This is a genomic window from Aeromonas sp. 603404 (assembly GCF_049171775.1).
GTDB classification, from domain to species: domain Bacteria; phylum Pseudomonadota; class Gammaproteobacteria; order Enterobacterales; family Aeromonadaceae; genus Aeromonas; species Aeromonas veronii_A.
In genome coordinates this window covers 1-14,090 of the sequence record NZ_JAAKPE010000007.1, presented here as the reverse complement: position 1 = coordinate 14,090, position 14,090 = coordinate 1, and the positions used below count along the sequence as shown (strand labels likewise).

Annotated in this window: 10 protein-coding genes; 2 read left to right on the top strand and 8 right to left on the bottom strand. The window is 60.8% G+C overall.

The window, feature by feature from the left end; all coding sequences use genetic code 11:
* The first annotated feature begins 4 nt into the window (after positions 1-4).
* The gene (gene fghA, locus G5306_RS11215) at positions 5-841 is read left to right on the top strand and encodes an S-formylglutathione hydrolase (RefSeq protein WP_139494387.1); all 837 of its coding nucleotides are present in this window, start codon (positions 5-7) and stop codon (positions 839-841) included.
* Between the two features lie 50 nt (positions 842-891).
* On the opposite strand, the gene G5306_RS11210 is transcribed toward fghA, so the two are convergent.
* The gene (locus tag G5306_RS11210) at positions 892-1,614 is read right to left on the bottom strand and encodes a head GIN domain-containing protein (RefSeq protein ID WP_421312889.1); all 723 of its coding nucleotides are present in this window, start codon (positions 1,612-1,614) and stop codon (positions 892-894) included.
* A gap of 363 nt (positions 1,615-1,977) precedes the next feature.
* On the opposite strand from G5306_RS11210, the gene ovoA reads away from it, so the two are divergent.
* Positions 1,978-4,128, top strand: coding sequence for a 5-histidylcysteine sulfoxide synthase (gene ovoA / locus G5306_RS11205; protein WP_421312888.1), 2,151 nt, complete (start codon positions 1,978-1,980; stop codon positions 4,126-4,128).
* 79 nt (positions 4,129-4,207) lie between these two features.
* Here ovoA and G5306_RS11200 read toward each other — a convergent pair whose 3' ends face one another.
* The 7 genes from G5306_RS11200 to ebgR form a co-directional block, all read right to left on the bottom strand.
* Entirely contained in the window at positions 4,208-5,158 is a 951-nt protein-coding gene (locus G5306_RS11200; protein WP_421312887.1) for a bile acid:sodium symporter family protein, read from the bottom strand.
* Between the two features lie 293 nt (positions 5,159-5,451).
* Complete coding sequence (locus G5306_RS11195; RefSeq protein WP_421312886.1) at positions 5,452-6,897, bottom strand: amino acid permease; 1,446 nt, start codon at positions 6,895-6,897, stop codon at positions 5,452-5,454.
* Positions 6,898-7,064: 167 nt separating this feature from the next.
* Positions 7,065-7,403: a tRNA-binding protein gene (locus G5306_RS11190; protein ID WP_005342042.1), complete on the bottom strand. Its 339-nt coding sequence runs from the start codon at positions 7,401-7,403 to the stop codon at positions 7,065-7,067.
* 76 nt (positions 7,404-7,479) lie between these two features.
* Positions 7,480-8,925, bottom strand: coding sequence for an amino acid permease (locus tag G5306_RS11185; protein WP_421312885.1), 1,446 nt, complete (start codon positions 8,923-8,925; stop codon positions 7,480-7,482).
* A 103-nt stretch (positions 8,926-9,028) separates the two neighbouring features.
* A complete protein-coding gene (locus G5306_RS11180; protein ID WP_421312884.1) occupies positions 9,029-9,484 on the bottom strand; it encodes a beta-galactosidase subunit beta in 456 nt (151 codons plus the stop codon).
* On the bottom strand, positions 9,481-12,555 hold the full coding sequence (ebgA, locus tag G5306_RS11175; protein WP_421312883.1) for a beta-galactosidase subunit alpha: 3,075 nt from the start codon (positions 12,553-12,555) through the stop codon (positions 9,481-9,483). Before ebgA ends, G5306_RS11180 begins: the two co-directional genes overlap by 4 nt.
* A gap of 321 nt (positions 12,556-12,876) precedes the next feature.
* Positions 12,877-13,842 (bottom strand): transcriptional regulator EbgR, encoded by a 966-nt coding sequence (gene ebgR / locus G5306_RS11170; protein ID WP_421312882.1) that lies wholly within the window; start codon positions 13,840-13,842, stop codon positions 12,877-12,879.
* Between the last annotated feature and the right edge of the window lie 248 nt (positions 13,843-14,090).

Genomic DNA, 14,090 nt, shown 5'->3' with positions numbered 1-14,090 from the left:
TTCGATGAATCTGGAGATTATCAGCAGCAACAAGAGCTTCGGCGGCTGGCACAAGCGTTATCGCCACCACGCCAGCGTGCTCGGCTGCGAGATGAATTTTGCCATCTATCTGCCGCCTCAGGCCCTCACCGGCCAGAAGGTGCCCGTGCTCTACTGGCTCAGCGGCCTCACCTGCACCGATGAGAACTTCATGCAGAAGGCGGGTGCCCAGCGTATCGCCGCCGAGCTCGGCATCGCCCTGGTGGCGCCGGACACCAGCCCCCGCGGCGACGGGGTGGCAGACGATCCCGGTTATGACCTCGGCATGGGGGCAGGTTTTTACGTCAATGCCAGCCAGAGCCCCTGGCAGGCGCACTACCAGATGTATGACTACGTCACCCGCGAGCTGCCTGACTTGATAGAGACCCACTTCCCGGTCTCGACACGGCGCGCCATCAGCGGCCACTCCATGGGCGGTCACGGTGCGCTGATCGCCGCGTTGCGAGAGCCCGGTCGCTACCGCTCGGTCTCGGCCTTCAGCCCGATCTGCCATCCAAGCCGCTGCCCCTGGGGCCAGAAGGCGCTCGGCGCCTACCTCGGCAGCAATCCGCTGTTGTGGCAGGAGTGGGATGCCTGCCAGCTGCTGCGCCACCAGCCGGTCACGCCGCTACCAACCCTGGTAGATGTGGGGCTGGATGATCCCTTCCTCGCCGAGCAGTTGCATATCGATGCGCTGGCCGAAGTGGCCGCCAGCAAGGAGTGGCCGCTGGAGCTCAACCGCCACGAGGGCTATGACCACAGCTACTACTTCGTGGCGAGCTTTATCGAGGCGCACCTGCGCTTTCACGCCCGCCACCTCTGATCAACACAGGCCCGTGACGGGCCTGTTTCAGTTGTGGTGATCGGTTGGCTTCAGCTGCCCGCTCGGGTCACTCCGCCGGAGCCTGCGATCTGCTGCTCCACCTTGGGATCGCCCCAGTAGGCGATGTTGCCTGAACCGGCGATGCCGACTTTCAGCGTCTCCTGCGCCCGTACCGCCACATCACCGCTGCCGGCGATATTGACCTCTACCTCGTTGCCGCGCATCTCGCTCCCGAGCACATCACCAGAGCCGGCAATGTTCAGCTCGATGGCCTGTGCCGAACCGCTGCCCAGCTCCAGACTGCCGGTGCCAGCGATATTCCCTTCCAGCCGTTTCAGCTCCAGCTGACTGGCGACGATGTCACCGGTACCAGCCACCGACAGCACCAGCTCATCGCCCTTGAAGCCGCTCAGATTGCCGTTGCCGGTCCCGGCCAATGCCAGTTCGTTCAGCACAGGCAAGGTGATGGTCAGCTCCAGCGGCTCGGTAGGATCGAGCCGGTAACCCTCCTTCACTTCGATCTCCAGCTTGTCGCCGCTCTCGGTCAGCACCAGATAGGGCAGCAGGTTCTCCTGCCCCTTGATCAGGATACCGCGCGGCTCCCCCGCAACCAGATGGAGGGTGGCAGGCACCCCCGCCAGCACCCGGGTCACCCCGTAACCAAGCGCCTGCTGGCGCTCGACCACAGCTCCCGTTCCGGTCACTCTGGTCTGATCCAGCCAGTGACAACCACTGAGCCCTGCCATCAACATGACAACCATCATCCATTTCATCGCTACTCTCCTCCTTATGTGTTGGCCATCCAGGGCCAATTGGTTTTCATGCTCTGCAAAGCGTGAGCCAAAAATTAACCTAATGATTCAAAAGGAAATAACCATTTCAACCAGAACAGACAGAAGAATCAAGAGAGCCATTTAGACCATATTTTGGTGAAAATAACCATTCTCGAACGGATATGATTGTGGCTGATTGGCGGGTCGTCCTGCCGGTCACTATGCTGACAGCCCGTGGAAGTTTTTAATTGCCCTGCCGGTCTGTTGAGCCAATAGTGGTACTTCGTGCGTACCAAGCTCTCCATTGCGGTAATGTCATTACCACTGTCTTGTCAGTCTTCACTGCCAACAAGGAGCCAGAGCGTGACCCAAGCAAGCCCTCTCAATGCCACCGCCACCGGTCTGCCGGAACCGACTCGCACCCCGCTGCTGACCGGCAGCGATCCCGAGCAGAAACGGCGCGAACTGCTCACCTACTTCTGCCAGACCTTCGATCTCTACGACTCGCTGTTCGACTGTCTGGCCGATGAGCGGGCCTGGTTCAACAAGGCGATCCCGCTGCGCCACCCGCTCATCTTCTACTACGGCCACACCGCCGCCTTCTTTATCAACAAGCTGCTAGCGGCACGCCTGATCGATCAGCGGCTGGATGCCCGCATCGAGGCCATGGTCGCCATCGGGGTGGACGAGATGAGCTGGGATGATCTGGACGAGACCCACTACGACTGGCCAAAAGTCACCGAGCTGCGCAGCTATCGGGCCAGAGTCCGTTCGCTGGTGTGCGATTTCATTCGCCAGATGCCGCTCACCCTGCCCATCGACTGGCAGAGCCCGGCCTGGGTGATCCTGATGGGGATAGAGCACGAGCGCATCCACCTCGAGACCTCCAGCGTGCTGATCCGCCAGTTGCCGCTCGCCAGGGTGCGGCCGCAACCTTATTGGCCCGCCTGTACCGAAACCCGCCACCGCATTGATCAGGTGCCCGCCAACAGTCTGCTGCCGGTGGCAGGCGGCAAGGTGCGCCTTGGCAAGCAGGACGCCACCTACGGCTGGGACAACGAATATGGCGAGCGCCATATCGAGCTGGCCCCGTTTCAGGCCAGCCGCATGCTGGTGAGCAATGCCGAGTACCTCGCCTTCGTCCAGGCGGGCGGCTACGGCCAGCAACAGTGGTGGGATGAGGAGGGATGGGGCTGGTGCCAGTACGCCAAGGCGCAGATGCCCACCTTCTGGGTGGGTGATTCCACCAAGCCCGAACAACTGCAGCTGCGGCTGATGACCGAGCAGGTCGCCATGCCCTGGGACTGGCCGGTCGAGGTCAACCAGCTGGAAGCGGCCGCCTTCTGTCGCTGGAAGGCGGCCCGGACCGGACTCCCCATCCAGCTGCCGAGCGAGGCGGAGTGGATGCTGCTGCGCGAGCAGCTACCCGGCGATCAGCCGGACTGGACAGAGGCCCCCGGCAATATCAATCTGGCCCGTTTTGCCTCCTCCTGCCCGGTGGATGCCTGCCCGCAAGGGGAGTTCTTCGATCTGGTAGGCAATGTCTGGCAGTGGACCAGCACCGCCATCGACGGTTTCGACGGCTTTAAAATCCACCCGCTCTACGACGACTTCTCCACCCCCACCTTTGATGGCAAGCACACCCTGATCAAGGGTGGCAGCTGGATCAGCACGGGTAACGAAGCGCTCAAATCATCCCGTTACGCCTTCCGGCGTCACTTCTTCCAGCATGCGGGTTTCCGCTATCTGGTCTCCCGTTATCAGGAACCCGTTATCGTGAATCCCTATGAAACCGACACGCTCGTCGCTCAGTACCTCGACTTCCAGTACGGCCCGAGCAACTTCGGGGTCGCCAACTACGCCAAGACGCTTGCTGATCTTGCTGGCGAGCTGTGCAGCAACCACCAGCGGGCGCTGGATATCGGCTGCGCCACCGGCCGCGCCAGCTTCGAACTGGCCCGCCACTTCCAGCATGTGGACGGGGTCGACTACTCGGCCCGCTTCATCGATGTGGCGCTGGCCCTCGCCAGCCAGGACAGTTTCCGCTACGCCATTCCGCTGGAGGGTGAACTGGTGGAGTATTGCGAGGCGCGCCTGTCGAGCCACGGGCTGGGGGCGAGTCAGGCTGAGCGCATCCACTTCAGTCAGGGGGATGCCTGCAACCTCAAGCCCAAATATGACCACTACGATCTGGTGCTCGCCTCCAACCTGATCGACCGGCTGCGGGAGCCCGCCCGCTTCCTGCGGGACATAGCTCCCCGGCTGCGCAGCGGTGGCCTGCTGGTGCTCACCAGCCCCTACACCTGGCTGGCGGAATATACCCCGCCCGCCAACTGGCTCGGCGGCATTCGCGAAAACGGCGAGGCGCTCACCACCTATCAGGCGCTGCAACGGCTGCTGGCGGCGGAGTTCGAGGAGCACTGCCCGCCGCGGGATGTGCCCTTCGTCATCCGCGAGACCGCCCGCAAATACCAGCACACGGTGGCGCAGCTCACCGTCTGGCGCAAACGCTAATCCGCCGCTCGGCATGCCGATGAGAAGAGGGAGGCCAACGGGCCTCCCTCTTGTTATGACAGCAAAAACGACGCGAGTATCAATCTCCCTGCTCGTGATAGCGGCGCGCCAGCACGGCGCAGACCATCAGCTGGATCTGGTGGAAGATCATCAGCGGCAGCACCATCACCCCGACGCTGGCGGCCGGGAACATGACGTTGGCCATCGGCACCCCGTTGGCGAGACTCTTCTTGGAGCCGCAGAAGACGATGGTAATCTCGTCCGCCTTGTCGAACCCGAGGCGGCGGCTGATCCAGACGTTCCAGCAGAGCACCAACGCCAGCAAGATGCAGCTCAGCAGCACGATACTGGCCAGATCGTACCAGCCTACTTGATGCCAAATCCCCTGCACCACCGCCTCGCTGAAGGCGACGTAGACCACCAGCAGGATGGAGCTCTGATCCAGCTTGCCGATGAGCGGCCGATGGCTATCGACCCAGCGGCCGATCAGCGGACGCGACAGGTGGCCCACCACGAACGGCAGCATCAGCTGCATCATGATGGACTGGATGGAGTGCCAGGTGTCGATCCCCTCCCCTTGCACGTGGATCATCATCCCCACCAGCACCGGCGAGAGGAATATGCCGAGGATACTGGAGGCCGAGGCGCTGCACACCGCCGCCGACACATTGCCCCCCGCCATCGAGGTAAAGGCGATGGCCGACTGCACGGTGGCTGGCAGGGCGCAGAGATAGAGGAAGCCGAGGTAGATGGCCGGGCTCAGCCAACTCGGCACCAGCGGGGTGAGCAGCAGCCCGAGCAGCGGAAACAGCGCGAAGGTGCTGAGCATCACCACCAGATGGAGCCGCCAGTGGCCGAGGCCCGCCAGCAGGTTCTGGCGCGACAGCTTGGCGCCATGCATGAAGAACAGGAGCGCCACCGCCAGCTTGGTCAGCAGACCGAACCATACGGCTACCTGCCCCTCGCAGGGAAAGAGGGAGGCCAGAGTGACCACCGCAATCAGCACAACAGTAAAGGGATCCAGACGCACGAAAGGTCTCCATCAGAAGGGCATCCTGCAGCCGTGGCGACAGTCAGGATTGGGGAGGACAAGAAACAGAGCGGGAGATGTCTGGCACCTCCCGCTAAAACGAACCTCCAGCTTACCCCGATAACGGAGAGGCGCAACGTTGTGCAGCGGTTAATTGTTCATCAATGCTTAACGCCTTTGCTTTGTCGAATAGCGGAAGTTGATGACCCGCGGCCAGATAGCGCCAAACCGGGGCTAAATGGATAAAAAAACGGGCGACCCAGGCCGCCCGTTCCGCTTTTTCACCCAGCCGATCAGCGCTGGCTGGCCAGCTTGCCGCAGCCGGTTTTCTTCTCATTACCAGCGAGCTTGCGGGCCTGCCGCCTCTCGAAGCGGGAGATCCACCAGTAGGCCAGCGCCGAGAATACCGCGGTCATAAAGACGTTGATGAAGAAGGCGCGCACTAGATCCACCCCGGCCGGGAAGGCGGAGGCGCTCATGCTCACCACGAAGATGGCGATCAGCACCGACACCACGCCCATCCCGAACTTGCGCGACCCCATGCGGAAATCGCGGGGGGTGTCGTCATGTTTCCAGCGGAACACGAAGTAGGCCACCATGATGAAGATCGGCGGCAGCATGGCAGTCCCTGCAGTGAGGTTGATGGCGGTGTTCATCATCTGCTGCACCGACTCGGAGCCGAAGCCATTGACCACCAGCATCGCGAACACGAAGACAAACTGCCACCAGGCGGCGCGCACCGGCACGCCGTGCTCGTTGAGCTGGGTGGTCTTCTCGCCGTAAACCCCCTGCGGGATCTCGGAGAAGTGGATCTTCACCGGCGCCGAGGTCCACATCATCATGGAGCCAAACATGGCGATGAACAGCACCACGCCGACGAAGCGGCCCACCAGCGCCTCGGAAAGCCCGAAATACTGCGCCATGCCGGTGAAGATCTCCACCATGCCGCCGGCATAGGTGAGGCTCTCGCGCGGCACGAACACGTTCACCAGCAGGGAACCGACCGCATACATGGCACCGATGACGATACCCGCACTGATGATCACCTTGATAAAGGACTTCTGGCCGCCCTTCACGTCATTGAGGTAGGCCGCCGCCGTCTCGGCACCGCCCGCCGCCTGGAAGATCCAGCACATGATACCCAGCGTCGCCCAGTTGACGGTGGGAGTCATCGCCTCCAGCGTGATGGGCTGGGCCGGCACATGGTCGCCACTCAGAGCCATCAGGGCGCCCAGCACATAGATGGCGAACAGGGCAAATACCCCGTAGGCCACTATTTCGGCAATCTTGCCAAGCCAGCTCGCCCCCTTGGTGGAGATATGGGTCGCCGCCGCAAACAGCACGATGGAGATGATCGAAGTGACCATGGGGGAGAAGCTGTACTCATAGCCCAGCATGGCGTAGGAGGCGTAGGCGATGACGTTGGGCAGCAGGGAGACGAACCAGAACAGGTTCACAAACCAGTAGAGAAACGAGCCCAGATAGGCCATCCGGGTACCGAGCGGCTTTTTCAGCCAGTCGTACATCCCCGACTCGGAGTTTTTGTTGGCCGAGACGAACTCGGCGATGATGAAGACGAACGGGATGAAGTAGACGATGGTCGCCAGCAGGAAGATGGGGGCGGAGCTGAGCCCCAGCTCGATGTTGTTGTTGACGATGTTGCGCACGTTGAACACGGCGGCAAAGGTCATCGACAACAGGGCAAACTTGCCTATGGTGCCGCGTACGGATTCAGACATGGTGTCCTCCAGTGGACTCGCGCTCCCTGCGGGGAGCGCTGTGACTCAGTGATGTGTTCGGCAAGGGTCTGTCGGCCCCGCGCTTTACTCTCTTGTTATGATCGGGCCGCGTGGACGGCCTCGTTGCTGAACCGGTGCAATCTCACCGCACCGGCTCGCAATCCCGTTCAGACGATCGGGGTGCCCGGCGCCATCGGCACCCGCGGTTGCAACAGCACGCTCTGGCTCTCGTCCGGGGTCTCGGCGCAGAGCAACATGCACTCGGATCGCTCGCCGCGCATTTTGGTGGGCTTGAGGTTGGTCAGTACCACCACCTCGCTGCCCATCAGCTCCTCTTCGCTGTAGTAAGGCACCAGACTGGTGACGGTCTGCAGCGGCCGCTCGCCACCCACGTCGATCTGGACGATGTAGAGTTTGTCGGCCCCGGGGTGACGCACCACCTCCAGCACCTTGCCCACCTTCATCTCGACCCGCTTGAATTCGGCAAACTCGATCGTCTCGCTCATTCTCTTTTCCTTTTCTGGTTCAACGGTTTGCGGGTGGCCAACGGCCACCCGGTTTTATTCGGATTCAATGCAGTGGCTATGGCGTCTGCATAGCAACCTGCGCTGTCGGCTGGGCCTCTTTGGCACGCGCTTCGGCGCTGAGGGAGGCTTCGTAGCGGTTGTACTTCCACCAGGCGAAGCCGAGGAAAATCACGATCCCGCCGACGTTGTAGAAGATGATGGTCATGATGTCGGCGCCGGTCGGGAAGGTGGAGGCGAGGAAGCCCACCGAGAAGATGGCGATCAGCATCGAGACCACGGCGATGCCGGTGGTACGCGAACCCATCTTGAACTCCCGCGGCAGGTGGTCGAGCTTCAGGCGCAGATTGAGGTAGGCCAGCATGATGAACAGCGGCGGCAGCATGGAGGCAGCGGCGGTCATGTTGATGACGGTGTTCATCAGATCCTGCGCTGTGTTGGAGCCCAGGGTCGGGATCACCATCAGCGGCAGCACGATGAGGTACTGGATCCAGGCAGCACGGGCGGGCACGCCATTCTCGTTCAGCTCGACCGTCTTCTTGCCGAAGATGCCGGCCGGGATCTCGGAGAAGAAGATCTTCACCGGGGTCGCCGTCCACATCAGCAGGGAGCCGAACATGGCGGTGAAGGAGACCAGACCCACGAAGCGGTTCATCAGGATCTCCGGCAGGCCGAAGTAGGCCGCCAGCCCTTCAAACACCTGCACCGAGCCGCCGGTATATTTCAGGGTGTCGCTGTGGACGAACACGTTGATCAACAGCGATGCAATGGAGTAGAGCACGCCGATAAAGATCCCGGCGACGATGATCACCTTCACGAAGGATTTGGAGCCGCCTTTCACGTCATTGACGTAGACCGCCACTGACTCGGCGCCACCGGCTGCCATAAAGATCCAGGTGGTGATGCCCAGAAACGCCCAGCTGAAATCGGGAACCATGGCCTCTACCGTGATGGGGTCAGCCGGTTGTACGCCGCCCACCAGTGCCGCACCTACCAGCAGAATGTAGGAGAGGGTCAGCAGCAGCATCAGGGACGAGGTCACCGAGGTGATGGGGCCCAGCATCTTGGCGCCGTTGGTGGAGACGTAGGTGGCAAAGGCGAACAGCACCATGCTCAAGGCCGTGGTCGCCACCGGGGTGAGAATGTACTCGTAGCCGAGGAAGGCATAGGAGGCGTAGGCGATGACCCGCGGCAGCAGCGAGGTGAAGAAGAAGAGGTTCACGAACCAGTAGGTGTAGGCGGAGATAAAGGCCCAACGACCGCCGAGGGAGCTCTTCACCCAGGCATAGACGCCCGCTTCGGAGTTCTTATTCAGTGACACGAATTCCGCAATGATCAGGCAGAACGGAATGAAGTAAAAAATGGTGGCCAGAAAGAACATCGGGGCGGAGGCCAGACCGATCTCGATGTTGTTGTTGATGACGTTGTTGAAGCTGAATACCGCCGCGAAGGTGAGCGACAGCAGACCAAACTTGCCTATCGTATTGCGTTTGGAATCAGACATGGTGCATCTCCAGACCTGTAGTTATCTCAGCGAAAGGGCGGGGCATGATTTGTAGGGTGAGCCCCGCCCTTCCGGCTTTTATCAGTGCAGAACCGGCGGCTTGTTATTTGTTTTTGAAGTAGCCGCCTTCGACGGTGACCTTGATGATCACCTTGCGCACCGGCCCGTCGCCGACGAAACGGTAGGCCTCGTCGTTCTCGAAGATCACCACCTGACCGTTGCCGACTTTCTGGCGCTCACGCACCTCACCAGCCAGCCACTCGCGGTCGGTGGTGTCGTCATAAGCCTGCTCGACCGCCAGCTCCGATTTGGGGGCCCACTCCACCGTCTCTGCTCCTTCCAGGTAGTAGTGAACGTCGAAGTAGCGGCGCTGCCCCTCGAACAGTGAGGTGGCCGGGCTGGCCCCCTCCTGCAAGCGGTAGGTGAGGGAGTCACCGATGGAGTGGCAGATTCCTGGCTTGAGGTTCGGCAGGTTGTTGATGGCCTCCACGCAGCGGCCCCACTTCTTGCCTTCCCGGTAGATGTTTTTGAACAGGGTCAGGTTGTCCAGGGTGATCATGCGAGGTTCCTCCCGCCGTTGATGGTGAGATCGAGCCCAGCCAGTGCAGCCGGATTGAGGTTGCCACGGGCGATGGGCAGCAGGGTCAGGCCGAAGCTGAATGGCTCGAAGCGCACCCGCCAGGAGTCCAGCACCTCGGAGCCCCAGGAGTTGGAGCCGAGCCCCAGTACCTTGTGATCCAGATTGAGGGTGAGATAACCGCTCGGTTCCAGCTCGTTGATGTGCTGCGCCGCGTGGATATGCTCCCAGCTGTAGGGCCAGACGCTCAGATTGATGGGGGCATCGGGCCGCACGTAGAGACCGGCGCCGTGGCGGTTGGTCAGGGTCGCCCAGCGCACCTGCTGGCGGTTGCCGTTATCCTGCGGGAAGGGGTAGTGCTCCCACATCTCGCTGACTGTGCTCTGGAAGCTGTCGATCCAGTTGCTCTGGCGGCTGTCCTGATAGTTTTCGCCAGGGCCCATGCCGTAGTAGTGCACCCTGTCGAGATCCTGACGAATGCCCAGCTCGAAGCCGATCTTGGGGATGATGTCGTCATAACCGCCGTAGGGCTGACCGGACAGTGCCACGTGCAGCTGACCGTTCGGGCTCAGGGTGTAGACGTAGCGGCAGCGCATGCCGAAGTCGAACACCGGCGGCGCGATCAGGCTCTCGACCGTCACCTCGACCGCGTCACCCAGCTGGCGCCAGCTTAAGGTGCGGAAGTGCTCCTGCATGATCTGCAGGTGGTTCGGGTGCCACAGGCTCTCGTACTCCTGCTTGTGGTTGTCGATCATCGGCTTGAAGAAGGTGAGGCGCGGCGCCCGCTCGATGAGCTCGATACCATCCTGCTGCCAGCTCACCAGCTTGCCGTCGAGGCGCGAGAAGCGCAGGGCAAAGCCGCTTCCGCTCAAGGTCAGGTCGAGGCGCTCGTCGGCGATATGCAACGGAGTGGCGTTGGGGTTGGCAAAGGGTAGCAGCTGGCGAGTCGACTCTTTCAGCTGGAACTGGTACTGGCCCAGCTCGTGCTCCGCCGCGCTGTAACGGGTGGCACTGGCCTTGATGACCCGCAGCTGGACGAAGGCTTCCCGCCCATCGAGGGATGGCAGTTCGAGTTGCAGCTCTGTGGTGGTACCGGGGGAAACCCCTTCCAGCCGGATTTGCTGGCTGGCCAGCAGTTCGCCTTCAGCCTTCACCTCGACCAGCAGGCGGATGTCGTCGAGAGTGGAGAACCAGTAGCGGTTTTCCAGCTCAAGCCGGCCACTCGCCAGATCCAGTGCCCGCACCTTGACCGGGCAGATCACCTGCTTGTATTCGCGCAGGCCCGGCCCCGGAGTCTGATCCGGATAGATGAGGCCATCCATGCAGAAGTTGTAGTTGTTGGGGTAGTCGCCGTAGTCGCCGCCGTACTTGTAGACGGGGCGACCCTGCTCGTCCTGATCCAGAATGCCGTGATCGCACCACTCCCAGATGTAGTGACCCTGAATGTGGGGATGGCGGTCGAACACCTGCTGGTATTCGCTGAGGCCACCCGGGCCGTTGCCCATGGCGTGGGCGTATTCGCAGAGGATGCGTGGCTTGGCCATCGGGAACTCGCCGAAGCAGTTCATCTGGGAGACGCGGGAATACATGGTGCTCACCACATCCACCACCTCGGCATCGCGATCCTCTTCGTAGTGCACCAGCCGGGTCGGGTCGATCGCCTTGCAGCGCTGGTACATGGCCCTGATGTTGCAGCCATAGCCGGACTCGTTGCCCAGCGACCAGATGATGATGGAGGGGTGGTTCTTCTGGGCGTGCACGTGGCGCTCGATGCGATCCACGAACACCGGCTCCCAGAAGGGGTCGTCGGTGATGCGGCTGAGATCGCCGACGTTGGCAAAGCCGTGGGTCTCCACGTCGGTCTCCGCCATCACGAACAGACCGTACTGGTCGCACAGCTCGTAGAAGCGCGGGTCGTTCGGGTAGTGGGCAGTGCGCACCGAGTTGAGGTTGTGCTGCTTCATCAGCACGATATCGCGCTCCACCCGATCCATGCCGACCGCGCGACTCTTGAGGTGGTCGTTGTCGTGACGGTTCACCCCGTGCAGCTTGAGGTAGTGGCCGTTGACGTAGAAGAGGCCATCCTTGACCTTGATTTCACGCACCCCGACCCGCTGCGGGATCACTTCCAGCAGCTCACCCCGACCGTTGTAGAGGGAGAGTTGCAGCTGGTAGAGGTAAGGGTCTTCGGCGCTCCACAGATGGGGGTTGGCCAGATCCAGCGTGAAGTGGCAATCACACTTGCCGTCGATGGCGAGATGGTCGAGGGAGCCGCTGGCGATCTCGCTGCCCTGATCCAGCAGGGACCAGACCAGACGGTGATCACGGGCGGCCGCCCCCAGGTTCTCGAGCTGGATATCGCAGCTCAGGGTAGCGCTCTGATTGTCATCGGCCAGCGCGGTGCGGATGAAGAAGTCCTGCACATGGGCGGCCGGTTTGCCCACCAGATAGACGTCGCGGAAGATCCCCGCCATCCACCACATGTCCTGATCTTCAATATAGGTGGAGTCGGCCCACTGCATCACCCGCACCGACAGCAGGTTCTCCCCAACCTTGGCGTAGGCGCTGATATCGAACTCGGCGGTGAGACGACTGCCCTTGCTGAAGCCGACGTAGTGGCCGTTCACATAGACCTCGAAGTAGGTCTCCACCCCGTCAAACTTGATGATCACCTGCTCGCCGTCCCAGGCCGGGCTCAGCGTGAAGCTGCGCTGATAGGCGCCGGTGGGGTTGTTGGTCGGCACGAAGGGCACGTCGATGGGGAAGGGAAAACCTTCGTCGGTGTACTGCAGCTGACCATGTCCTTCCATCTGCCACATGTTGGGCACGGTGATCTGGCTCCACTCGTTCATGGGGCTGTGATAGAAGGCCTCCGGCACCTGCAGGGGGTGGTCGAAGTAGTGGAACTGCCACTGGCCGCCAAGGCTCAGAAAACGGCGACTCAGCTCGCGCTGCATGGTGGCCGCCAGCGCGTGGTCGGCATAAGAGAAGAAGTAGGCGCGCGGAGCCAGCCTGTTTTCACCAACGAATTGGACGTTTTCCCAGTTATTCACATGTCCTCCCGGAACAAGGCAACGTTAACTGGGTAAACTCTAGATAAAAATTTACTAAATATCAGCTTTGGATTGGTAAAGTTTTAACCTAATCACAATGAACAGATGGTTTTGTGAGCGAGATCAGAAGCGGGAGATAAAAGAGGGCAAGATATGGATGAGTGGCATGGATGTTGATAAGAGTTGGCTGATTAGCAATAAAATCAACTATAAAACAATATGATATGAAGTTACTGGATGATATGGGAAAGAGGTTTGCTTGGGAGAGGTGTCGCACCACCGCAAGATGGCGCGACTAAATAGCAGAATATTTTACTAAAATTAGCGAGTAGTGCCACGCAGGGTCAACTTGCTCGGCACCAGCACCCGAAGTGGAATATCACGCTCGTCACGCAGCCGTTCGACCAACAGATTGACTCCCTGGGAACCCATCAACTCGGAGTGGATCCGCACTGTAGAGAGCGGCGGGAAGGTGAACTTGGCGGTCGGGATATCGTTGACGCTGATAAGCTCGATCTGCTGGGGAATCGCCAGTCCCTTCTCATGAATGGCACGCAGAACACCGATGGCGATGGAGTCGGAGGCGACGAACAGCGCCTTGGGCCAGTCACCCGCCAGCATCTCCTTCGCCAACTGGTAGCCGGAGGCGCTGGAGAAATCTCCACGATAGAGGTCGCTCTCCTGCACCACCCCCAACCGCTGGCCATACTCCCGGAAGGCCAATTCACGCAGATCCGGGCTCTCATCCTGGCCACCGATATAACCGATGCGCTGATGCCCCTGCGCGATATAGTAATCGACGACCTGCTGGCTGATCAGGGCAAGATCCACATCGACCGAGTCGAACTCTCCCTGTGAACGGCAGTCGACAAACACCAGCTGGCTGGAACAAGCCCTTAGCTGGACGAGACGTTCGGCTGTGAGGGTACCGACCACCAGAATGCCATCCACGGCGCTCAGTTCGCGCCCTTCACCGCAGTTGTAGAGATGGGTCAGTTCGATATTGAGGCGGGCACTCTGGGTCTCGATGCCATAACGGATAGCGAGATAGTAAGGGTCGTTGACCTCGGTACTCTGGGGATAGGCATAGACCACCAGAAAGTGCAGCTTGCTCTTGTGCACCCCCTTGCGGGCGCTGCTGGTCTTGTACTCCAGCCGTTCGGCAATCTCGAAGATCCGCTGCTTGGTCTCTTCCTTGACGCTCAGGCTGGGATCCTCGTTCAGTACCCGGGATACCGTGGCGAGAGAAACTCCCGCTTCCTGTGCAATTTCCTTCAACGTAGCCATCAATACCTCGCTGGCAGCATCACGTGTTAATCGGCAACGGCTAAAGAGTAACGGGCAATCCCTTGATAGCCCAGCACTTTTACTAAAATGCCGGCGGCAGGGCAGTTTTTTGAATTGCAGAAATGCAAAAAGGCCTCCCGAATGGGAGGCCTCTTCTAAATAGGTGCCTGACAGTGTCCTACTCTCGCATGGCGAATGCCACACTACCATCGGCGCTACCGCGTTTCACTTCTGAGTTCGGCATGGGA